Source organism: Nostoc sp., from assembly GCF_036917195.1.
Taxonomy (GTDB): Bacteria; Cyanobacteriota; Cyanobacteriia; order Cyanobacteriales; family Nostocaceae; genus Nostoc.
This window is the reverse complement of the sequence record NZ_JBALDG010000050.1, coordinates 82,171-103,777: the sequence shown is the minus strand read 5'-3', so window position 1 is coordinate 103,777 and position 21,607 is coordinate 82,171. Positions and strand designations below refer to the sequence as shown.

Sequence of the window (21,607 nt, the reverse complement as noted above, 5' to 3'; positions counted from 1 at the left end):
TGTTTTATCATTCGTAACACACCCAAATTCATCAGGTAATTAAACTGGCTGCCAATCGTGGCGATAAAAAGAAATTCTATAGTTTTTACCTTGAGGAATATTGCGATGCACCACTTGGGAGAGGGTTTTTGTATTCTGAATTTCCTCCCAACCTACTGGTGAAAAAGTTTCTGGATTGAAGATATTTTCCGCTAGTAGAGGATTGGTAAACGCTTGAGAAAAAGCATCAATTCCTATCAGTCGTCCGACTAAAGGTGGTAAGGCTGAATTTTGACGCAAATCTTCTGCATACAGTCCGACGTACAGTTCAATGTTATCTACATGACCGTATAATCGTTGCAGCTCTTTTTGGACTTTTTCATTGCTACTAATCTGATCGAAGTTGGTCACGCGGGGATATTTGCATAATTCCCGATAATCGTTATAGCTTCTTAATTTTGCCTCACGACCCATGCGAATACTAGCTATTTCGGTAGGAATTAAAAATTCAGGTGTGTTGAATAAACTCAGTTGCGCTGCGGGTTGGGAACAGCTTTCCTCAAAGATGGCTCCTAATCCCTTATTGATAATCATGTCGTTGTTCCACATCGAGGCAGGCATGGGAAGCTTTTGCCCGTTATACATTAAAGTATCAGGTAGCATACTATGCCAACGATAAACTAAACTAAATTCCACCGACATCCAATTATGGCGATACCACTTTTCATTAGTGAACGCGGGGGGATCGGTGAAAAATTGAAAGTGATAGGGAGTTATGTGGTTGATGTAATCTTCTAAAACAATCTTGAGAAATTCAGCCATGACAATATTTCTTGCCGTTTGGAAAAGGCGTTCATCGTCCCAAGTTGGATAATTTTTTGTTAAGAGATCGCACACGCGATTATGTTCCCTTAAGGAAAGAACATTCAGCATCACATAGCCGATTTGCACATTTGCTCGTTCTATTTCCAACCCCATCGCAAACAACTTCTGTTTCTTTTCTGGAGGGAACGTTTCTGCTTTTGGGGTGGACTCGTCGGTGTAAAGATGGGGTAACCCTCTAAATTCTTCTTTGGGTTTTCCATCTTCATCATAGTAAAAGAGAGGATATTCTTCTCCATTAATAATTTGGCTTTTTAGCTTCCCGCCTTCATACGATCGCAGCAGGTGCGTAATCTTGGGATTTAACCCATAGACATTGCACATATCGATGTGGTGGTTGGAACTATTTCTGCGGGGATCGTGGCGGTCGGTTCTCAGAAAGCTATCTGTAAACCATTGAACAAAATAGGGGAAAATTAGAGAGGATTTAGGGGAGTATTTCGTTTCCCCGATTTTACGATACAAAATCTCTAAATCTTGAATCGGTGGCAGATTTTTCTCAAACTTTTCCGCAGGTGTTAAATTAATGCCGATATAGTTTTCATTAGTCAAGGGTTTCCAATCTAATGGTGGTAGTTGGAGTCCCGAATATGTGCGATCAATCAACGAATCCCAAGATGTGTAGGGGGACATTGTACTAAACGGATAGGGGCGAGTCGGAATTTTTAATATGGCATTATTAGTGAGAGTTTTGTTTACTTTTCTGGCAAGACCTGGATTGCTTTGAATAAAGTTCCAAATTGGTTTAAAGCCTGTTAAAACAGCCGTCTCAAGTTTGTTTCTAAACCCATCTCTTGATGTGTCTCTTTTTGCAGTCATAATTTCTCCTTTATAATCGCTTACGGACTTAATCGCTTGCTTATGCTTGAAAACAAGGGTTATTTCTGCTGATGGTTTTAGCAAGGCAAAAACATTAGTAGCAGGGTTAAAGCAGCAGGCACTCTTTGAAACAACATTATTAAGAGATTAATTCAGTTTGTCAATAATCTTTTGTAGATTTTTAGGTCGATAATCTTTGCGACTTTTCAAACGGTTGATCGTGCTTTCATGAATATCTTCAATAACATCGCCGACCTCACGAAACTTGATTCCTGCCAATTTAAAGAATCCAACATCGTTATTAAAGTCACATTCATAATTGGGGTTAATGCCTGTGGGGATCACACTTGGATCTAAGTCAAGCCCCAATCCCAAGACACCGACCGAATCAATCATCCACTGTAAAGCAGCATCTGATAACCCGCTGTATTCTTCGGTTCCACCGCCAACGCAACCATGCCCACCTGGAAACCACTTTTGAATCACCCGCTGCTTTTCAGCCTCAGGATGCTTTTTCATCGGAGTGACATCAAAGACTTCACGGATTTCGTCGATCGCCACAGCGTGCAATGCATTCTCAACACATTTGTTTAAAGTAGTATCATGGAATCTATACCGCTTGTTTAGCTGCTCGTTCAACTTGCTGAAGGCGGGTATCCCAGGAATACCAAGGGCACCGACGGTATCAAAACAACCGACCAAGGTGATAGGGACGCGCTCACCGTAAGTTTGACGGTATTCCATTGCTTCCTTATCCTTGGGTTTAATACCCCGATTACGGTAAAGATCGTAAGCTTCATGTGCTTTGGTTACATGGGGGCGGTCTAGAAGACCAGAGCAATAGATCATCCCTGCCAGACTTCTAACTGTGTAAGCACCGCGACTGAAGCCGAACAGATAGATTTCGTCATCAGGAACATAATTGAGACTAAGAAATCGGTAGCAATCTTCTATATTTTTATCGATTCCTAGTCCGGTAGCTCCCCCTAAAACTTTTTGACTCTCGGTTCCAATGCCCTCGTCATAAAATATGATCTGTGTAACCCCGTCACTGGCGATCGGTTTCACGGATTGAGCTAACTTAACCACATTACTTGGGTAAGGACTTATTAATTGTTGCCAGGTTCCATCACAGCAAATAACAAGACGTTTCATAGTTCTATTTCAAAGCATTTGAGTAATTGAGCAACGATGTTGTTGGTTTTATAACACTTTTTATGAACTAAAAAAAATTAACTTTTATGACAGCGATCGCAGCGTCAACTTAAGATAAATGACGGTGATTTATCATGAATAAATAAATGTGCAATCACTGCAACAATTTTAGGTAAATGTTTGCTGTTAACTGCCTTAAATAAATATCAACTCTGCAATTTAACTCTTTTAGCCCACCTTTAAAACATAAATTGATCTATTCTTTATTCAAGTTCACGGGTATTTTTGTATATCGGTAATCAAAGTGTGGGATTGGTAAACTTAAATAAAAATTTAGTTTTGAAAACAGTTAGGAAATGCTTCTCTGTGAGCAAAGTTATGCAATTTTGATTAAAATATAAAGTTGACTCATTATTTTACATTATAAAAACTTGATTTGGCTTAACCTGAACTATGAAAAGTTTATATCACTTATTTATACCATCAATGCAATATCAAGTTAATAAAATAAATTATTGAAAAATCTTAATAATCATTTAAATTAATATAATCAAAACTTATAAATTAGAATTTTACAATTCAGTAAATACACATAAATTACAGTTAATGTAGTATAAGAAAGTTAGGCAATCATAATATTTTATAAATGTTTGATTCAACTTATAATTAAACATAATATTTGGAATCAGTTGCTTATCCCACTTTCATAGCTTTAGCCAGAGTAAGTAGGTCGGCGTAAATATTTGTAGTTGGAATAAGGCAGCAGGTAATAGGTAGGAGAGAGAAGGGAAGAGGATTTTAGCCTAGTTAATCTTTATTTACATAGTTTGGTTTTATTGTGCCGACTTACTTAAAATATACAAATCTGATTTTGATTAACTTTTACTAATAAAGGTATTTTCAAGGATTAAAATCAGGGTGGATTACTCAACACACCAGCTACTTGAGTTTTCAATCTGGCAAGTTGATTTTTCTATTGCAAAGCAAAAAATCAGGTTATTACCTATTTCAAGAAATGTAAATGTTTATTGACATGGATAACAGGTGTAGATACTTTTTAGCAAATTGCTGTAGGCATAGCTATTTAGCTAAGTAGATAATTAAAGCTTATGGATACAGTTTTTAGAAAAAATTTATTTTATTGAATTTTTCCGTTAAGACTTATGAGATTTCAAGCAAATCTGTTGTAAAAGTTCAAGATTAGATATCTAGAATAGTTGAGATAATTGCATTTTTTGATTTTGAATTTAGAATTGTTTATGACACCTTCCATAAACCAGATTTATCCTGTTATTTGGCACAACGACGCAGTGTCACTAATAGACCAAACGCGCTTACCCAACGAGTATGCATTTGTAGAAATTCACCGCAGTGAAGATATGGCGCGGGCAATTAAAACGATGATTGTCCGAGGTGCGCCTGCAATTGGTGTGGCTGCGGCTTATGGAATGTATCTTGGTGCAAGGGAAATTGAAACTAGCGATCGCCACGAATTTTTGCAACACTTAGATAAAGTAGCCCAGTTGTTGCGTTCTACTCGTCCAACGGCGGTGAATTTATTTTGGGCAATTAGCCGGATGATAAAGGCCGCTTACGAAACGCTGGGAACAGTAGAAGATATCAAGCAAACCCTTTTCCAAACAGCCCAAGCAATTAATACTGAAGATTTGCAAACCTGTCAAGCGATTGGCGACAATGGTTTGGCAGTTTTACCCAATACCCCAGAAAAGCTGAGGTTACTTACCCACTGTAATGCTGGGGCGCTAGCTACTGCTGGTTATGGCACAGCTTTGGGTGTTGTGCGTTCTGCTTGGAGGGAAGGACGTTTAGAGCGTTTATTTGCCGACGAAACCCGTCCCCGTTTGCAAGGTGCAAAACTCACCGCTTGGGAATGTGTCCAAGAAGGTATTCCAGTTACATTAATTACTGATAATATGGCAGCCCATTGCATGAAACAGGGTTTGATTCATGCTGTAGTTGTAGGTGCTGATCGAATTGCTGCTAACGGTGACACTGCCAATAAAATTGGTACATATAGTGTAGCGATCGCAGCTAAAGCCCATAATATACCCTTCTTTGTAGCTGCACCCCTTTCTACCGTTGATTTTGAATTAACTGATGGTAGTAAAATTCCCATTGAGAAACGCGAATTAACAGAAATCTATCTGGTTGGCGATACGATTCTCACACCTGCGGGTGTAGATTTTTACAACCCAGCTTTTGATGTGACTCCGGCTGAGTTGATTACAGCCATCATTACAGAGAATGGAGCGATCGCACCAGGGGAATTGGTGAAATCACGGCTAAAGCAAGTAGTGTAAATCATTAAGGGACTTGCAAGAAAATAAAATACCGATCAAGCTGGGATAATAGCTTCTGGCGTACTGGATTAACCTAGATAAGTAATGCTGGCATCCTACTAAAATTTATTCAGGAAATCTCAGAGCATCGGGACTTAGACAAATTGCAGAAATATCTGGAAGTGAGCAATGAGCAGGTATTGGGAGCAGCTGCGGCGTTGTCGATGTTATCACCAGTGACTAGTAACGGTGTAAATTTTTTAAACGTTCATTTGTTAAACAGCAACTGACAGTATACTCTAAAGTTTATTAAGACATTATAATACCGTAAAAACATCAAGGTTAAAATTTATAGCCTGCAATGATCTCTTGGTCTTTGTTTTGAACCTCAAAGCGCAATAGTTTTCGTCCCAGTAGTGTTTTGAAGCACTAGTTAATTGCGCGAGTTTACCGCTATCCCATCTCAGCAATATTTGCAGAAAACAGAAATTAATTGGAGGTACGTTTGTGAAATTATCTAAACTGTTTAAAATTCTATGTTTCACAACAGCATTTGCAATATCATCACCATTTACGTTGCTTATTCAAGAAAACAAGGCTCTGGCGGGTGCAGGTACATCTACCCTTAATACAGGCGAATTCTTATCCCCTGGTCAATACTTAATTTCACCTAATCAGCAATATACAGCCGTACTGCAAAATAATGGAGACTTTGTTCTCTATGATTCATCCAACTATGTTTTCTGGGAATCAAACACTTTTGACACAGAAGTTAACAACATCGTCATGCAATACGACTGCAATTTAGTCATTTATGATTCTAAAGCAATCCCCACCTGGGCAACTTTTACTGCGACTAACTCTAATTGTAGTCTCAATGTTCAAGATGATGGTAACTTGGTAATTTATACAGGTGATAATGTTCCTGTATGGGCAAGTGGAACAAGATTGAGAGATTAAAGATAAGCTGCTTTGCTTAATGCTAAATTGGCTTGTTAGTAAACCACAAACTTTTAAAAACCAACTTAAAGACAGACGTTTCAGCTATCGTGAATCAGGAGTATTCACCATTGATAATAGAGCGTTCCCTTTAAGCGAGCTTTGGGGATCGCCTGAAATCCTAACTAATAGGTTGTTTTTTGGGAAAATATCGGGAAATCGATGTGCTCACGACATTGGAGTGTTTTAACCTAAAGACACAAGGACTTTAGGGATTAAGTGACTCGCTAACGGAAGTGCGATCACTTGCATCTTGTGTTATTAGGTGTTTTATGACCCTGATCCAAATGATCGCACTAGTACAGCACGGCGTAAATAATTGGATTTTGGACAAAAAAGTCCAATTTCTTGGAAGTCACTAAAAATTCCCAACAAGCGTCTTAAAATGAATTCTCTTTCTTAGTCTTCTTTAGAAGACTAAGAAAGGGTTTGAGTCTACTTGAATGGACTTTAGCTATAAGAAAGAGAAATTTATTTTTGGGCAGGCTAGGGAGCTAATTGAGAATGCTGCAATATCTCAAGTTAAGAGGCTTGAAGCTAGCGTGCGAATAGAATTCGCTAGGACTTAAGTTGACGCCAGTGCATTTAACTAAAATGCTGAATAATTGCCTCGGCAAATTCAGAACATTTTAAGGGTTCAACTGGCGGTTCTAGCAACCGCGCTAAATCATAGGTGACTTGACTACTCGCGATCGCATCGCTTAAACCTTTCTTAACTAGGTCTGCGGCTTCTTGCCAACCCAAAAACTCCAGCATCATCACACCAGACAAAATCACTGAACCAGGATTAATCCGATCTAAGCCGGCGTGTTTGGGTGCAGTACCGTGGGTAGCTTCAAATATGGCACTAGAATCACCAATATTTGCCCCTGGTCCCATTCCCAAACCACCAACAATGGCAGCAGCGGCATCAGACAAATAATCACCGTTTAAGTTCATTGTTGCCAAAATCGAATACTCATCCGGTCTAGTTTGGATTTGTTGAAAAATACTGTCAGCAATCCGGTCATTCACCAAAATTTTATCTTTCCATTTGCCATCGCCGTGGGTTGCCCAAATTGTGTTAAGAACAGTTTCAACTTCCTTGACAATTTGTGCTTTTTTATCTTCAGTAAGAGCATCAAACCCAGGATCAATCTCGTGGGCGTTTTCTTCCAAGGAAATATTAGGATTTTTTTCCTTGTTACTCAAAATCCAAGATTCCCGTTCAGTAACAGTTTCTTGACGAAATTCACTGGTTGCTAGTTCATAACCCCAATCGCGGAAAGCCCCTTCGGTGTACTTCATGATATTGCCTTTATGCACCAAAGTTACCTGTTGCTTGTGTTTGGGCAATAGCAAGGCGTGTTTGATGGCACGTCTGACTAGACGCTGGGAACCAGTTTTGCTGATGGGTTTGATGCCAATACCAGAATCAAGAGGAATTCGTTTTTTCCCATGTTCTGGGGTGGCGGGGATCAGTTCTTCATTGAGAATCTTAATTAAGCGATCGCCGATTTCGCTACCTTGTCGCCACTCAATGCCTAAATAAATATCTTCCGTATTCTCTCGATAAACAATTACATCCAGCTTTTCAGGATTTTTGTGCGGTGAGGGCGTACCTGCATAGTAACGGCAAGGACGCACACAGGCATACAAGTCAAAAATTTGCCGCAGCGCCACATTTAAAGAACGAATTCCCCCCCCAATGGGAGTAGTCAAAGGCCCCTTAATAGCTACACCATATTCTTCAATAGCCGTGAGAGTGTCTTGAGGTAAATATTGATAAGTACCGTATAAATCGCAAGCTTCGTCCCCAGCGTAAACCTTGAACCAACTAATTTGACGCTGACCCTTATATGCTTTGGCTACCGCAGCATCTAGGACTTTTTGGGTAGCAGGCCAGATGTCTATACCTGTACCATCGCCCCGAATAAAGGGGATAATTGGATTGTCAGGTACGATTGGTTCACCATTTTTGAAGGTGATTTTTGCTCCGGTTGCGGGGGGGGTAATCTTGTCGTACATAGTTCACACACTCCTAATCAATACGCTGCTAGTTAAAAAAAACCTATGTGGCAGGCTTGTATATTTTGCTGTGTCTTTTGTTTACCAAGCCATAAGGCGCAGATTTTCCCCCTATTCCCCTTGTACATTATTTGGGGATTAAGTGTGGGATTCAGTGAGGCGATCGCAATTTTGTGCGATCAAAAATAGTAAACTACTTTTCGCTATCAGTGCTTCGCCTTAAAGAAGCCTAATAGCTTACCACTCTTTCACTGACCGCTAAAACGAGAATGGCATGACAGACCCAATGATTTTATCAGGCCCTGCTAATGACATCGATTCCCTGCGACGACCATTAATCACTGGGTCTGAAAAAGTCCAACAACAGATAATCCCACAGTTAGCTGAGTTGGGTAATGAGGGATTAGACGTGTTGATGGAATTTTTACTGAAACGACGTGAGAACCCAGCGACTTGGGTTGATGGCAAAGCTTACCAAGTCCTCTATAACTCTGATGCACCTCAAGCTAAAGAATTTTTGCGCTCCAGTTTTCCTGAGGGAATTGTACCTCTAAAATCAGAGTGCGGCATTAATTATAATTCTTTGCAACAACAACTGGCTGTTCAAGACTTCCAAGCAGCCGATCGCGTGACTATAGAAAAAATGTGTGAACTATCAGGGCCAACGGCTGTACAACGAAAATGGTTGTATTTTAGTGAGGTAGAAAATTCTCCGGCTATTGACTTGCAAACTATTAACAACCTATGGTTAATCCACTCCGAAGGTAAATTTGGCTTTTCAGTGCAGCGAGAAATCTGGTTGAGTTTGGGTAAAAATTGGGATAAATTCTGGCCGAAAATTGGCTGGAAACAAGGTAACAATTGGACGCGATACCCAAATGAGTTTACCTGGGATTTGAGTGCGCCTAGAGGTCATTTACCCCTCTCTAATCAACTTCGGGGGGTACGAGTTTTTGCTTCTTTACTCTCTCACCCTGCTTGGTCGAAGAATCCAGAAAAATGATTTTGAGCCTACATACAAATAGATTATGATAAATCCCACCAACCGAGAATTCTACGTCATCATTGAACGAGATGAAGATGGCTACTATGTCGGAGAAGTCCCTCAGCTAAAAGCCTGTTACAGTCAGGGAGAAACAATTGATGAGTTAATGGTTAATATGAAAGAAGTAATTGAACTTTGTTTAGAAACAAAAAGCGATGAAGAAATACCAGAATTTATAGGGATTCAAAAGGTAGTAATTTAATGCCAAAACTACCAGTTTTAACAGGTAAAACAGTTATTAACACCCTTGAGAAAATAGGATTTTAGGCAGTGCGTCAAAAAGGCTCTCATATACAAATGGAACATGAGAATGGACGCCTAGTAACTATTCCTGTTCATGCTGGTAAAACAATAGGTAAAGGATTACTACGCAAAATACTACGCGATGCTGAACTGACGAGGGAAGAGTTTATCGCATTGCTAGAATCATAGAGTTGGGAAGTTTTCTACCAATTCAAAACCCACTATCTCAAATTGGATAATGGCAAACGTTCGTCTAGAAGATATTAAGCGTAGATTTAATAACGTCACTGCGATCGAGGATATTACCTTTGAAATTCCTGATGGTGAGTTTTGGGTTTTAGTCGGGCCATCGGGTTGTGGTAAGTCTACAATTTTGCGAACGATCGCTGGTTTAGAAACCGCCACATCTGGTAAACTTTTTATTGGCGATCGCTTGGTAAATAATATCCCAGCCAGACAACGGGATGTGGCGATGGTATTTCAGAACTACGCTCTCTATCCTCACATGAGTGTGGCGCAAAACATCGGCTTTGGCTTGCAGATGCGGAAGGTTGACCGGAAAATCATTCAAGAACGGGTGATGAATGTGGCGCGATCGCTTTCTCTGGATCACTTACTGGATCGTAAACCCAAACAACTTTCTGGGGGACAGCAACAACGGGTAGCATTAGGGAGAGCGATCGCTCGTGAACCACAAGTGTTTTTACTTGATGAACCTTTATCTAATTTAGATGCCCAATTGCGCGATGATACAAGGGCAGAATTGAAACAGCTACATCAAGAATTAGGCATTACAACAATCTACGTCACCCATGATCAAGTTGAAGCGATGACTTTGGCTGATAAAATTGTCATCCTAAATCGAGGGCGGATTCAACAAATCGGCGATCCCCAAACTATTTATGCAAGTCCTGCTAATCAGATGGTGGCAACTTTTTTAGGCAGTCCCCCAATGAATATTTTGCCTGCAATCTATGAAAATAACGGTTTTGATGTGAGTGGGCAGTTATTAGCGATTCCAGCAGTTGTGAAAGAAAAATTACAGTCGCGTCAAGGACACAGTTTTGACTTGGGGATTCGTCCAGAGCATATAAAAATTAGCACTGACTCAGAACGGGCTGAACAACAGCTATCCGCTAACAGGACTCAAAACTCAGGACAGTTATCAGTAGAAGTTAAAGTGGTGGAACCCTTGGGAAGGGAAACTTTGATTCGTGCTGGTTTACCTGGTTCGGCGGTGGTGTTGAATATTCAGGTGGGTGGGGATGTGCGTCCGCATCCAGGCGATCGCCTTTCTTTACAACTCGATTTAAATCGATTGTTTGTGTTTGATCCCAAAACTGGGGACAGAATCTTATAAATAGTTTTTTAAGCTGCCAAAAATAATCACTAATTCCCAATTTTTTGTAGTCATAATCTAAGAAAATAAAAACTGCAATACAGACTTAATCGATTAGCTGCAAAAACTTATATGACTATTAATCGACGCCATTTCTTGTTTTTACTCACAGCAGGTACGGGTGCTTTTGCATTAGATGCTTGTGCATTGGCAGAGAAATCTCCTGAGCGAAACACTGCAATACAAAATACAACACCAAATACAACACCAAGTACAACACAAAATACAACACTAAATACAACAGGAGCTATCCAAGTACCACCTTTAGCTTACGCTTACGAAGCACTGGAACCACACATCGATGCCAAAACGATGCAATTTCACCATGATAAACACCACGCAACTTATGTGAAAAACCTGAATGCGGCCTTAGACAAACACCCAGAACTCAAAGGTAAAACTGTTGAAGAACTGTTGCAGAAACTTGACAATGTACCACAAGATATTCGCAAAACAGTACGCAATAACGGCGGTGGTCATGTAAACCACTCAATGTTCTGGAAAATTATGAAGCCGAAAGGTGGGGGAGAACCAACAGGAGGTATAGCCTCCGCGATTAATCAAAATTTTGGCTCTTTTGCAGCTTTCAAAAAACAGTTTAACGAAGCTGGTGCTGGTCGTTTTGGTAGTGGTTGGGTTTGGCTAGTACGTAACAAAGGTGGCAAGCTAGAAGTGACAACTACAGCTAACCAAGATAGTCCCTTAAGTGAAGGCAAATATCCCATTTTGGGTAATGACGTATGGGAACATGCATATTATCTTAATTACCAGAATCGCCGCGCCGATTATTTAGATGCTTGGTGGAACGTGGTTAATTGGGATGAGATTAACAATCGGTTTGCAGCAGCAAGTAAATTTGCCTGAAACCAGACAATAATTTAGAGTTATTAAGCGCTTAAAAGCTGGCTACAGAAACAACATTCTGCTGCCAGTTTTTTAATGAAGAACGCAGTGCAAGTGTTCACAATCGTCACCACAAAAACGTCGGCTCAAACCCTGATTACTTCGTCAACTGACAAAAGTTTTCAATCTCCTAAAATTGTTTTTGTGAACTCTGTTCATACGTTGTCACCACAAGCTGATCTCCAGCACTGTAAACTGCTACTTTTACCAATTTATAAAATTATGTAACTTTTTACAAAATTTATAGCTAGCAAGTTGATAGCTCTACAGTTGCAGGAATCGATTAATGAATGCTAGCAAGAGATTCTAGAAAGCTTACGACAAAACCCTCAGAGTCCTTATCCATCGCTCAACTTCTGTTTACTTGTTGCATAAATCAAAAATAAGACTTCACTCTTAAGAATTTCCTCTTAGAAGTGGGGATGTTAAGGACTTTTGCAAGAAGTCTAATATCTTTACCAACCCTGCTCTGAGAAAGTTTGATTTTTGCTTACCTCTTCCCCCCTTGCCGGGCTACGGTGTACACACAAGTCTTAAAATTCCACCTAAGGCTTGGTTTCATCGTCTAGGTCTAAGTTGTGCGATCACTTTAGAAGCCTGTCATTGCGAGGAGGAACGACGAAGCAACCGCAAAAACTAGAAGATTATGCGATTACTTCGCTTCGCTGGTAATGACGATTTATTGGGTCTATAAGGCTTGAAACCCTTGTGGCCTATACTTGTGTGTACACCGTAGCCTTGCGGGGAGGAGTCATTTTATGTAGCTAATTCATCCTTTCACTCAGCAACACCCTCTTTCTCAGACGGACTCCTACTCAAAGCGGTTTTTGAGAAGGTACACCTACAGCACGAGGAAAATTAAGTGCTGTGTTTGCTACCTTACGCACATAAAGGCAATGACGGATGCTATCACTTAGAGGAGTGGTAAATTTTTCAATTAACTCAATCACACCACCTAACTGGTTAACAGCATTTTGTAAATCCATGGTTTCTTCCTTTGTCCAATTACCGCGATAAATTATGGCTAAACCTCCCTGTTTGAGCAGTGGTAAGGTATATTCTGCACAGACAGACGCTGCCCCTACAGCACGGATCAATGCAATATCGTAAGCTTGTCGATGCTGGGGGTGCTGACCGATTTCTTCAGCCCTACCAACAAGAGTTTTGGCATTGGTAAGGGCAAGTTCAGTTAGTATATTGTCGATAAAAGTAATTTTTTTCCGAGTTGAATCCATTAGAGTAATTTGGCAATTAGGCGCAGTAATTATCACTGGAATACCTGGAAAACCCGCACCCGTGCCAATATCAATTACAAACGCACCATCTTGAAGAGACGAGATAAATTGCCCCTGTGGCGCAATTCCTCGCAGAGAATCCCACAGATGTTTTTCCCAAAACTCTTGGGGGTCAGTAATTCGAGTTAAATTTAGTTGGCGGTTACCTTCTAGGATTAACTCATAAAGCCTTTGGAATTGCGCTTGCTGTTGGGCTGTTGGTTGCCAATTGAGAGTTTGCTGCCAAATTTCTGCCATCTCAGGCAATAAGTAAGTCATTAGTTAGGAGTTAGGAGTTAGGAGTTATTTTCTTTATCTACCCATCTACCCATCTCCTGATCTCCCTTATCTGTGTCATTTTCCCCTGCTTTCCTTTCATACTGCTGGTAGGGGTTCTTTTACTTTGCCTTCCAGTGTCTTTGGGTCTACTGATTGTAGTTCACCGTGGTTGAGTGTCCAGCAACGATCTGCGATCGCTAACAGATCCCCAGCATCGTGTGTCACTACTAACAGTGTCCAATCTTGTTTCAGTTTCGCTAATAAATTTACTAGTTGCCGACGCATTGACCAATCTAACCCAGCTGTGGGTTCATCCAATAACAGTAAATTTGGCTGGCGAATCAATTGTACTGCCAAAGCTAAACGCCGTTGCTGACCACCACTTAAGGCATGAGGGGCAGCGGAAAGCGATAAATGCTCTAATCCCACCTCACTCAGCGCCTGTCTAACTCGTTCTGACCCTAACTCAGGATGTCCTAAACGCAATTCTTCTAAAATTGAACCACCGCAAAAGTGCCGCTCTGGAAACTGAAATACCAACCCAGCCAATTGTTGTAGCTGTTCGGCTATCAGTTCTTGTTCCCGCCAGAAGAGTGCGCCAGTAGTGGGTTCGGCTAGTCCCGACAAAATTTCTAGTAAGGTACTTTTTCCCGAACCACTCGGACCAATAATCAGACCTAACTGCTGGGGTGCTAATTCCAAGTTGATCGATTTGAGAATCGCTGTTGGGCACGCTGTCGGGTGATAAATTAGATTTCGGAGATAGAGCATTTGTTAAAATTACCAAAAAGTCAGCAAATTACTGATTAGCTACACTGAGAGCATCTGGAAAATTCTGGAAAAATTTCTAGCGCATTACCCGGATTAACACCTTAATTTAGCAGCAAGAATAATCCACTTTTTCTCCATTGTGGCAGACTCACCCTTAAACAATGGCTACAACAAGCCTGGGAACATGGAAAAATTACCAAAGTCAACCTTATATATAAAAAATTTTGGTTGAAGCAGAGGCAAGTTCAGATTAACCATTTTTTGCATTCTAAGTAACACATACAACTATTTCAACCGCAATTCTTCTGAGGGTTAAAATGACTAAAAGGTTTTCTTCGCCTCGATTAGTAGTGTTTGCTAGACTCACTACCTTTGCTCAGACTGCTTTTGGCGCTGCGTTCGCCTTTGGCGTTGCCCCTTGGGCAATCGCACTTAATCTCTGGGTAAATCCCTCCCTGGCTGGCGATCCATTTCGCAATCGCGAACCTCATCAAATTGGCGACCAAACAGAAGCAGCTTTTAAAGCGATTTTCCAACAGGGCAACTATCCAGAGGCAGAGCGTTATCTGCAACAAGCACTATCCAAAGAGCCAAATGAACCTCTAGCTTATGCCATGAATGCATCTTTAGCATACGGAAATAAGGATTGGGCTAAACTAGACACTTACAGTCAGAAAACTCTAGAAACCGGACAAAAACTGATTCCTAGCGATCCATTGCGTGGGAATTTATACACTGCTGTTGGTTATTTTTTAGAGGGTGCAGTAGTTCTCACCCGTAAGGGTACAGTCAACGGTGTGCCGCAAGCCTTTAGTCGGTTACGGCAAGTTTATGAATATTTAGACAAAGCTGAAGCAATTTCTGCCAATGATCCAGAACTGAGTTTAATCAAGGGTTATATGGATTTACTGTTGGCGGTTAATTTGCCTTTTGCTAGCCCAGATCAGGCAATTGGACGCTTAGAACAAAATGCAGCTCCTCAGTATCTCGTGGATCGGGGTATTGCTCTTGCTTACCGAGATTTAAAACGGTATCCCCAGGCCTTAGAGTATGTCAACCGGGCGCTCAAAACCACATCCGATAATCCAGAAATTTATTATCTCAAAGCCCAAATCCTGAAACAACTGGGGCAAAAAGAAAAAAGCCAGCAGATGATCCAGGAAGCGATCGCTAATTTTGACAAAGCATTGACTAAAAAATCCCAACTCCCAGGCGATTTAGTCAAACAAATTCAGCGTGAACGCAGCAGTGCTGTTAGCCTGAATAATGCTGGGTAATTGAGCATTAGGTGCAGAGGAGAAGAATTTTTCCCCTATTCCCTATTGTCTACTTTGATATGCTTATTTCCAGACGAGTAATTGAGATATTAAACCAAAATGGAGATTCAGTTCCGCGAAATTAATCCTTTTGATATCTGGATTTGGCTAAAATTCAGCACAAATCCTTCTGGGCGTGAAAAGCAATATGTAGAAGAAGTTTTCAATTCCTGGTTTTATCTGGGTAAATTGGGTGCATTTAATGCCGAGAATCTCCAAGTGCAGGACACTGGACTTGATATCAGCTACATGAATTATGATGCACAAGGGTATGACAAAAGCCTGCTCGCACTGATGCACAACATCGGTGAGTTTGAATACCAGGGTCAATGGGGACGTTGTTGGTTTGACTTAGGAACCAGTGATGCGATCGCTCTGGATATTTTAATCAACGCCCTTACACAGCTTAGTGAGGAATATGTCACTATTGAACAATTATACATTGGTGGCGAAAATTCAGATTGGCCGGTTGAGGATAGCGAAAGTCGTCCTCAATCTATTTACGATAATTAGTGACAAAAATGAATAAAGCAGGCGAAATTCGGGTAATAGCTTTGGGGCTAATTCGGGATGGCGAACGCATATTTCTTTCTGAAGGCTACGATCCCGTAAAGCAAGAAACATTTTATCGGGCTTTGGGCGGTGGGGTTGAATTTGCCGAAACCAGCCGTGACGCGCTACAACGGGAGTTTCAAGAGGAAATTCAAGCAGACTTAACGAATATTAATTATTTAGGTTGTATAGAGAACCTGTTTACATTTAATGGTAGGCAAGGTCATGAAATTATTCAGCTTTATCAATGTGACTTTGCTGATTCAAAATTTTATCAACTGGAAAGTTTAGTTTTTTCAGAATCAAAAAATCACAAACATAGGGCGTTATGGATAGATATCTCTCGCTTGAAATCTAGGGAATTCAAATTAGTACCTGAGGTATTTTTTGAATATTTATAAATCATCTGGAAATTTCCATATTCGATAAATTAAGCTTTTTTGCGATTTTTGCGTAAGTCCGATGAGAGTGTCAATTGGGTCTCAAATCGTTAGATAATTCTACAATACCCGTAGACCCATCAATCCTTACCCGTTGACCATCTTGCAGGAGCCATGTAGCACCTCGAACATCCATCACAGCGGGAATCCCATATTCACGAGCAATGATCGCACCGTGAGAAAGCCGTCCCCCAACTTCGGCAATTAATCCTCCAGCCCTTAATAACAAAGGTGCCCAGCCGGAATCTGTGTAAGGCACTACCAGAATTGTATCTCGGTCAATCTCCGGCACGTCTTGTAAATTTCGCAACACCTTCACCCTGCCTTCAGCTTGGCCCTGACTGGCTCCAATACCTTGTAAGAGTTGGTCAGAGTAGAGTGCAGAGGGAGCTAAGGGGTGAGGGGGTGTATTGCCATAGACTAAAAGGGGTACTTGAATGATCTCGCTATCTTGGACGAATTGCGATCGCCTCAATTCTACTAACTCATCCAACTGCTCAATTAACCTGGAATCTTCACCCACAACTAGACGCCGCACTTCATCAAAGTCTAGAAAAAAGATATCTCCTGTTTTCTTAAGTAAGCCTGACTTTAACCAAATCTTCTCCAAAGCTACAAAACTCCAACGCAATTCAGCCAAAATCCGTGAATAAACTTCGGTAACTCGTCCTTTAATATCTACACGCCGTTGTATAAAAGAGCGTTTGCGTTTACTAGCAAAAATGCTATTAATTGCGTCTTTAGCGCCTGATTGTGGTTCGTTACCCTGCATTAACTGCACAAACATCTGCTTAATCATCTGGTGACTTTCCCGCCAAGTGGGAACGGAAATATCAGTTCCCACTTCACTTAAATAGCCATAATCCTGAAGCAATTCGTCAAATTCTTGCAGGATCTTCTCTCCCTCTGGAGTTTGCTTTAACTGCTCAAATACTTGCTGTGGTTCAAACTCAAGCAATATCTGCTTGGCATCTGTAGCTATTGCACTCAGCGATCGCAATGCCGCTACCTCTGGGGTAACGCTGTTATCAATTTGCCCATCCTTCACCCGAAAAATCGCCTGCCGCAGAGCAGCACTTAAGGGAGCTAAAATACTGTAATACGTCCCTTGGCGCAGCAATTCTAGTATAAAGTCAATTCTTATTAGCAGCTTGGATGGTTCCAAGTTATCTATATCTTCCTGCGCCAACTGCGACAACCCAGGAATAAACCGTTTTTGATAATCCCGCTTGAAGTCCTTTTCTAAATTTAATTCCCGCTTTAGCAACTTCCCTAGTCCGGGCAAATTTTCCCAAGTTGACTCCCAAGACGGTTTACTGAATTTAGCTCCTCTGGTTAAAAATTCTAAACTTTCCGACGGCAGTCCCATGCGGAGAAAAATATCTCCTAAGAGGGATGCATTAAAGTAGGCTCTGGAATAATGCAGAGTTGCTGTTTGGGTGAAATCTAACCCCAAGGCGCGTTCGGCTTTGCGGTTGCCGTTGGCAAAGCCTCTGGAAGGGAAGCTATTGCTTAAAACTAAAGTAAAAAGTTCTCCCCAAACTCCACAAGTTAATGGACGATTAATTGACCATGTTAAAGGGTGAATTACTCCGGGAATCACTTCAGCAGCGATTTTACGTGTCCAGATGGGTAGGAGAGTGGTGATCGGTCGAGATTGCAACACCCACAGTGTTTGACCGTCGTAACTCCATTCTATATCTTGAGGAGTGCCATGATAACGTTTTTCGAGTCGGTAAGCTAAGTATGCAACTTGCTTGATTAATGCTTGTGGGACTCGTCCTTGACCCTCTAATTGTACAGAAGAGGAATTTTCTGTCTCAAGGACAAAAGCGCGATATTGTTCAGGTGTGACTTTCCCTGAAACGACTTGCGTCGCGCTTCCTGGAAGGGCTTCAATGATAATTGCATCACCTTGCTGAGTAATGGGATCGCGGCTAAAAGCTACGCCAGAATATATACTTTGGACTTGTTGTTGAATCAGCACTGCCATTGCTGTGTCATTCAAGCCGCGATCGCGCCGATATTGCACGGCAGATGGCTGATTGTAAGAAGCTTGAACTTGGGCGATCGCTGACTGCAATGCCTGTGGGCTGGTAACATTTAAAACTGTTTCATACTGCCCAGCGGCGGAAGCCTGTTCTGAATCTTCTCCAATGGCAGAAGAACGCACCACCAAGGGAGATAATTCTGATGGCTGGAGAAATTCTGTCAACAGTTGAGGATCGTCAATCGGGGCCAGTACCCACCCCTTTGGGACTGGATAGCCCCAGCGCTTAATTTGAGATAATGTAGCCGCCTTTTCTCCGACTATTGCAGCATCCAACTCTTCATCTAGAGAAACCATCGCGCGATCGCCGCGTAAAAATTCCAACATCGCTTGCGATTTTGTTTGTGCCTCTTGGGCTGGCAGGTTGAGATCATCAGGAATTTTTTTGTAAATCCAGCCCATTAAACTAGCTAAGGCTACAGCAGCAAGCATTCTGGGGATATCGCTGATGTGCAAAAGTGCCACAAACAGAGGAAAGAGAAGCAAAACCCCAAATTTGACTACCCGTCTTGATTGCAGAATTGTAAAGCTAATACCTGCAAAGAAAGATACAAATATTGCCACCAGTGGATCATGTACGACAAATCCCCAGACTACATTTGTCGTACCTGCGCCTCTACCTATCCAGTATCTACCTATTACCAGAGCGATCAGGGCAATCAATTCCCAAGGCGATCCCTCTGGGAAGAAAACGCGGGTGAGTAAGACTGCTGCAACTCCTTTAAAAGCTTCTGACAAGACTGCCAGAATTCCTACAAACCTACCGCCGTGATAAAAGGCAGCTGATACACTAATGTTTCCTGTACCAACTTGTGATAATTGCTTGTGCGTAAGCGCGTAAGTGATCCATGCAATCAGGGGTAATCCGCCCAAGAGGGGGCAGGCAATTAAAATAACTAAGATACCCCAAGGTTCAAACATTCTGGATTTTGGATTTTAGATTTAAATTTTCCATCTAAAACCTCAAATCTCAAATCTAAAGTTTTTCTGAAATTTTTGATGGTTAATAGGACGTTTTTATTTACTAGTTACTTAATGGACACTTGGCTACGACGGAAACCGTTTAAGACAAGTGTCCTTCTAGACTACTAATGGTTTTAGTTTAGCGCATAGGCAGCTTGCAGCGCCCAAATTATTAGAGCAGCGATCGATCCCAGAAGCAACACGGTAGAGATAGTGACTACTTTTGGGGAATCTGCACCCTCAAATTTCATAATTCCTCGATTTAAGTCGGACACAGCTTTGTAATCCTCTTTTGTTGGGGCATGAGATATTTGTCCGTTTTGATTGTAGTCCTTCTATTTGCGGATGATGTTAAATTCCTAATATTATTTTGTTTAAGCTTGACAATTTTTCCATCGCCATAATTACTTATTTCTTTAGAGGTATTAGTCTTATTTTTACAATGCTCGGGTATGGGGCATAGAGCATGGGGAACAAGCAGAGGAGCAGAGGGGAAGACTGAAAATGCTAGGGATTTTGTAATTAAATTACAACAAGAAGCAGAAAAGCAGAGGGGAAGGCTGAAAATGCTAGGGATTTTGTAACTAAATTACAATATGTACTAAAATCAAGGACTTGAGTCACAAAGAGAGCAATCATGGCATCCATCCGCGAGTTGCACCAACAACTAGTTAAAAAAGAACGTTCTGCCGTTGAAATTACCCAAGAAGCTTTAGAGCGCATTCAAGCCTTAGAGCCGAAATTGCACAGCTTTTTATGTGTCACTGCAGAACGGGCATTAGAGCAGGCGGGTGCTGTGGATGCCAAAATTGCTGCAGGAGAAGAAATTGGGCTGCTAGCAGGAATTCCGGTTGGGATCAAGGACAATTTATGTACTAAGGGAATTCCTACCACCTGCGCCTCGCGGATTTTGGAAAATTTCGTGCCGCCTTATGAATCAACGGTGACGCAAAAATTGGCAGATGCTGGGGCGGTAATGGTTGGCAAAACCAACTTGGATGAGTTTGCGATGGGTAGTTCTACAGAAAATTCTGCCTATCAAGTCACGGCTAATCCTTGGGATTTGTCACGGGTTCCGGGCGGTTCTTCAGGGGGTTCCGCTGCTGCGGTGTCGTCGCAAGAATGTGTGGTTGCTCTCGGTTCTGATACTGGCGGTTCGATTCGGCAACCTGCATCTTTTTGCGGTGTGGTGGGCATGAAACCAACTTATGGTTTGGTTTCCCGTTATGGTTTGGTGGCTTACGCTTCGTCTTTGGATCAAATTGGGCCATTTGCAAACACAGTGGAAGATGCCGCAATATTATTAGGTGCGATCGCAGGTCACGATCCCAAAGACTCTACCAGCCTCAAAGTTGCCATTCCCAACTACGCCGCCAAATTTAAACCAGATTTAAAACCCAGAGGTCAGCTAAAAATCGGTATCATTAAAGAAACTTTTGGCGAAGGGTTGGACTCTGTAGTAGAACAAGCTATTACCAAAGCAGTAGATCAACTACAAAGTTTGGGAGCAGAGATTCATATAATTTCCTGTCCCCGCTTTCGCTATGGCTTACCCACATACTACATTATCGCCCCATCAGAAGCCTCAGCAAACCTGGCTCGTTACGATGGCGTTAAATATGGTTACCGCGCTCCTGATGTAGATAATCTGCTATCAATGTACACTCGTACCCGTGCCACTGGTTTTGGTACAGAAGTTAAACGCCGGATTATGATCGGCACTTATGCCCTTTCGGCTGGCTATTACGACGCTTACTACCTGAAAGCGCAAAAAGTCCGCACTCTAATTAGACAAGACTTTGAAAAGGCTTTTAGCATGGTTGATGTGTTAGTCTGTCCTACATCTCCCACTACAGCATTCAAAGCAGGGGAAAAAACTACTGACCCCTTAAGTATGTATTTAACTGACTTGATGACTATTCCTGTAAATCTTGCTGGTTTACCTAGTTTAAGTTTGCCATGTGGTTTTGATGATCAGGGGCTACCGATAGGATTACAGCTAATTGGCAATGTGCTGCGAGAAGACCAATTATTTCAGGTAGCTTACGCTTATGAGCAATCCACTTCTTGGCATCTGCGTAAACCGCAAATATCTTGAAAATTGTAATTAGGCATTAAGCATTGAACACTTGTACTGAGCGAACGCAAGAGTGTCTCTAAGAGTTGTCGTAAAGCCTGCGGCATAGTTACGCTTAGGGCGCAGCCTCTCCAAGAGTTGTATTAGGCATTGG

17 protein-coding genes are annotated in these 21,607 nt (G+C 41.5%); 11 read left to right on the top strand and 6 right to left on the bottom strand.

Annotated elements, in window-relative coordinates; all coding sequences use genetic code 11:
* Positions 1-39: 39 nt before the first annotated feature.
* Both V7K40_RS15800 and V7K40_RS15795 read right to left on the bottom strand, forming a co-directional pair.
* The gene (locus V7K40_RS15800) at positions 40-1,680 is read right to left on the bottom strand and encodes a peroxidase family protein (RefSeq protein WP_334961153.1); all 1,641 of its coding nucleotides are present in this window, start codon (positions 1,678-1,680) and stop codon (positions 40-42) included.
* 147 nt (positions 1,681-1,827) lie between these two features.
* Positions 1,828-2,835 (bottom strand): DUF2235 domain-containing protein, encoded by a 1,008-nt coding sequence (locus V7K40_RS15795; protein WP_334961151.1) that lies wholly within the window; start codon positions 2,833-2,835, stop codon positions 1,828-1,830.
* A 1,259-nt stretch (positions 2,836-4,094) separates the two neighbouring features.
* On the opposite strand from V7K40_RS15795, the gene mtnA reads away from it, so the two are divergent.
* Together mtnA and V7K40_RS15785 are read left to right on the top strand one after the other, a co-directional pair.
* Positions 4,095-5,156 (top strand): S-methyl-5-thioribose-1-phosphate isomerase, encoded by a 1,062-nt coding sequence (mtnA, locus tag V7K40_RS15790; RefSeq protein WP_334961149.1) that lies wholly within the window; start codon positions 4,095-4,097, stop codon positions 5,154-5,156.
* Positions 5,157-5,642: 486 nt separating this feature from the next.
* Positions 5,643-6,095 carry a hypothetical protein gene (locus V7K40_RS15785; RefSeq protein WP_334961147.1) on the top strand — a complete coding sequence of 151 codons (453 nt, stop codon included), beginning with the start codon at positions 5,643-5,645 and terminating at the stop codon, positions 6,093-6,095.
* Between the two features lie 624 nt (positions 6,096-6,719).
* Here V7K40_RS15785 and V7K40_RS15780 read toward each other — a convergent pair.
* Positions 6,720-8,141 carry an NADP-dependent isocitrate dehydrogenase gene (locus V7K40_RS15780; RefSeq protein WP_334961145.1) on the bottom strand — a complete coding sequence of 474 codons (1,422 nt, stop codon included), beginning with the start codon at positions 8,139-8,141 and terminating at the stop codon, positions 6,720-6,722.
* A 274-nt stretch (positions 8,142-8,415) separates the two neighbouring features.
* Between V7K40_RS15780 and V7K40_RS15775 the strand changes: the two genes are divergently transcribed.
* From V7K40_RS15775 to V7K40_RS15755, 5 genes are all read left to right on the top strand, one after another.
* Positions 8,416-9,144 carry a GUN4 domain-containing protein gene (locus V7K40_RS15775; protein WP_334961143.1) on the top strand — a complete coding sequence of 243 codons (729 nt, stop codon included), beginning with the start codon at positions 8,416-8,418 and terminating at the stop codon, positions 9,142-9,144.
* 25 nt (positions 9,145-9,169) lie between these two features.
* Complete coding sequence (locus V7K40_RS15770; protein WP_334961141.1) at positions 9,170-9,388, top strand: type II toxin-antitoxin system HicB family antitoxin; 219 nt, start codon at positions 9,170-9,172, stop codon at positions 9,386-9,388.
* Positions 9,389-9,456: 68 nt separating this feature from the next.
* Complete coding sequence (locus tag V7K40_RS15765) at positions 9,457-9,618, top strand: type II toxin-antitoxin system HicA family toxin (protein WP_334961139.1); 162 nt, start codon at positions 9,457-9,459, stop codon at positions 9,616-9,618.
* Positions 9,619-9,667: 49 nt separating this feature from the next.
* Entirely contained in the window at positions 9,668-10,789 is a 1,122-nt protein-coding gene (locus tag V7K40_RS15760; RefSeq protein ID WP_334961137.1) for an ABC transporter ATP-binding protein, read from the top strand.
* A gap of 111 nt (positions 10,790-10,900) precedes the next feature.
* Positions 10,901-11,692, top strand: a complete 792-nt coding sequence (locus tag V7K40_RS15755; RefSeq protein ID WP_334961135.1) for a superoxide dismutase — start codon at positions 10,901-10,903, stop codon at positions 11,690-11,692.
* A gap of 854 nt (positions 11,693-12,546) precedes the next feature.
* Here the strand turns inward: V7K40_RS15755 and rsmG are convergent.
* Together rsmG and V7K40_RS15745 are read right to left on the bottom strand one after the other, a co-directional pair.
* Positions 12,547-13,284: a 16S rRNA (guanine(527)-N(7))-methyltransferase RsmG gene (gene rsmG, locus V7K40_RS15750; protein WP_334961133.1), complete on the bottom strand. Its 738-nt coding sequence runs from the start codon at positions 13,282-13,284 to the stop codon at positions 12,547-12,549.
* Between the two features lie 96 nt (positions 13,285-13,380).
* A complete protein-coding gene (locus V7K40_RS15745) occupies positions 13,381-14,055 on the bottom strand; it encodes an energy-coupling factor ABC transporter ATP-binding protein (RefSeq protein WP_334961131.1) in 675 nt (224 codons plus the stop codon).
* A gap of 317 nt (positions 14,056-14,372) precedes the next feature.
* On the opposite strand from V7K40_RS15745, the gene V7K40_RS15740 reads away from it, so the two are divergent.
* The 3 genes from V7K40_RS15740 to V7K40_RS15730 all read left to right on the top strand — a co-directional run bounded on the left by V7K40_RS15740 (position 14,373) and on the right by V7K40_RS15730 (position 16,324).
* Positions 14,373-15,332 (top strand): Sll0314/Alr1548 family TPR repeat-containing protein, encoded by a 960-nt coding sequence (locus tag V7K40_RS15740; RefSeq protein WP_334961129.1) that lies wholly within the window; start codon positions 14,373-14,375, stop codon positions 15,330-15,332.
* A gap of 99 nt (positions 15,333-15,431) precedes the next feature.
* On the top strand, positions 15,432-15,884 hold the full coding sequence (locus V7K40_RS15735; RefSeq protein WP_334961125.1) for a DUF3531 family protein: 453 nt from the start codon (positions 15,432-15,434) through the stop codon (positions 15,882-15,884).
* 8 nt (positions 15,885-15,892) lie between these two features.
* Positions 15,893-16,324: an NUDIX domain-containing protein gene (locus V7K40_RS15730; RefSeq protein WP_334961123.1), complete on the top strand. Its 432-nt coding sequence runs from the start codon at positions 15,893-15,895 to the stop codon at positions 16,322-16,324.
* Positions 16,325-16,394: 70 nt separating this feature from the next.
* Here V7K40_RS15730 and V7K40_RS15725 read toward each other — a convergent pair whose 3' ends face one another.
* The gene (locus V7K40_RS15725; RefSeq protein ID WP_334961121.1) at positions 16,395-19,334 is read right to left on the bottom strand and encodes a glycerol-3-phosphate acyltransferase; all 2,940 of its coding nucleotides are present in this window, start codon (positions 19,332-19,334) and stop codon (positions 16,395-16,397) included.
* A 679-nt stretch (positions 19,335-20,013) separates the two neighbouring features.
* On the opposite strand from V7K40_RS15725, the gene gatA reads away from it, so the two are divergent.
* Positions 20,014-21,474 (top strand): Asp-tRNA(Asn)/Glu-tRNA(Gln) amidotransferase subunit GatA, encoded by a 1,461-nt coding sequence (gene gatA, locus V7K40_RS15720; RefSeq protein ID WP_334961119.1) that lies wholly within the window; start codon positions 20,014-20,016, stop codon positions 21,472-21,474.
* The last annotated feature ends 133 nt before the right edge of the window (positions 21,475-21,607 follow it).

Coding starts and splice junctions, on each gene's coding strand:
- V7K40_RS15800 (WP_334961153.1), bottom strand. CDS start 1,680: ATGACTGCAAAAAGAGACACATCAAGAGATGGGTTTAGAAACAAACTT.
- V7K40_RS15795 (WP_334961151.1), bottom strand. CDS start 2,835: ATGAAACGTCTTGTTATTTGCTGTGATGGAACCTGGCAACAATTAATA.
- mtnA (WP_334961149.1), top strand. CDS start 4,095: ATGACACCTTCCATAAACCAGATTTATCCTGTTATTTGGCACAACGAC.
- V7K40_RS15780 (WP_334961145.1), bottom strand. CDS start 8,141: ATGTACGACAAGATTACCCCCCCCGCAACCGGAGCAAAAATCACCTTC.
- V7K40_RS15775 (WP_334961143.1), top strand. CDS start 8,416: ATGACAGACCCAATGATTTTATCAGGCCCTGCTAATGACATCGATTCC.
- V7K40_RS15770 (WP_334961141.1), top strand. CDS start 9,170: ATGATAAATCCCACCAACCGAGAATTCTACGTCATCATTGAACGAGAT.
- V7K40_RS15760 (WP_334961137.1), top strand. CDS start 9,668: ATGGCAAACGTTCGTCTAGAAGATATTAAGCGTAGATTTAATAACGTC.
- V7K40_RS15755 (WP_334961135.1), top strand. CDS start 10,901: ATGACTATTAATCGACGCCATTTCTTGTTTTTACTCACAGCAGGTACG.
- rsmG (WP_334961133.1), bottom strand. CDS start 13,284: ATGACTTACTTATTGCCTGAGATGGCAGAAATTTGGCAGCAAACTCTC.
- V7K40_RS15745 (WP_334961131.1), bottom strand. CDS start 14,055: ATGCTCTATCTCCGAAATCTAATTTATCACCCGACAGCGTGCCCAACA.
- V7K40_RS15740 (WP_334961129.1), top strand. CDS start 14,373: ATGACTAAAAGGTTTTCTTCGCCTCGATTAGTAGTGTTTGCTAGACTC.
- V7K40_RS15735 (WP_334961125.1), top strand. CDS start 15,432: ATGGAGATTCAGTTCCGCGAAATTAATCCTTTTGATATCTGGATTTGG.
- V7K40_RS15730 (WP_334961123.1), top strand. CDS start 15,893: ATGAATAAAGCAGGCGAAATTCGGGTAATAGCTTTGGGGCTAATTCGG.
- V7K40_RS15725 (WP_334961121.1), bottom strand. CDS start 19,334: ATGTTTGAACCTTGGGGTATCTTAGTTATTTTAATTGCCTGCCCCCTC.
- gatA (WP_334961119.1), top strand. CDS start 20,014: ATGGCATCCATCCGCGAGTTGCACCAACAACTAGTTAAAAAAGAACGT.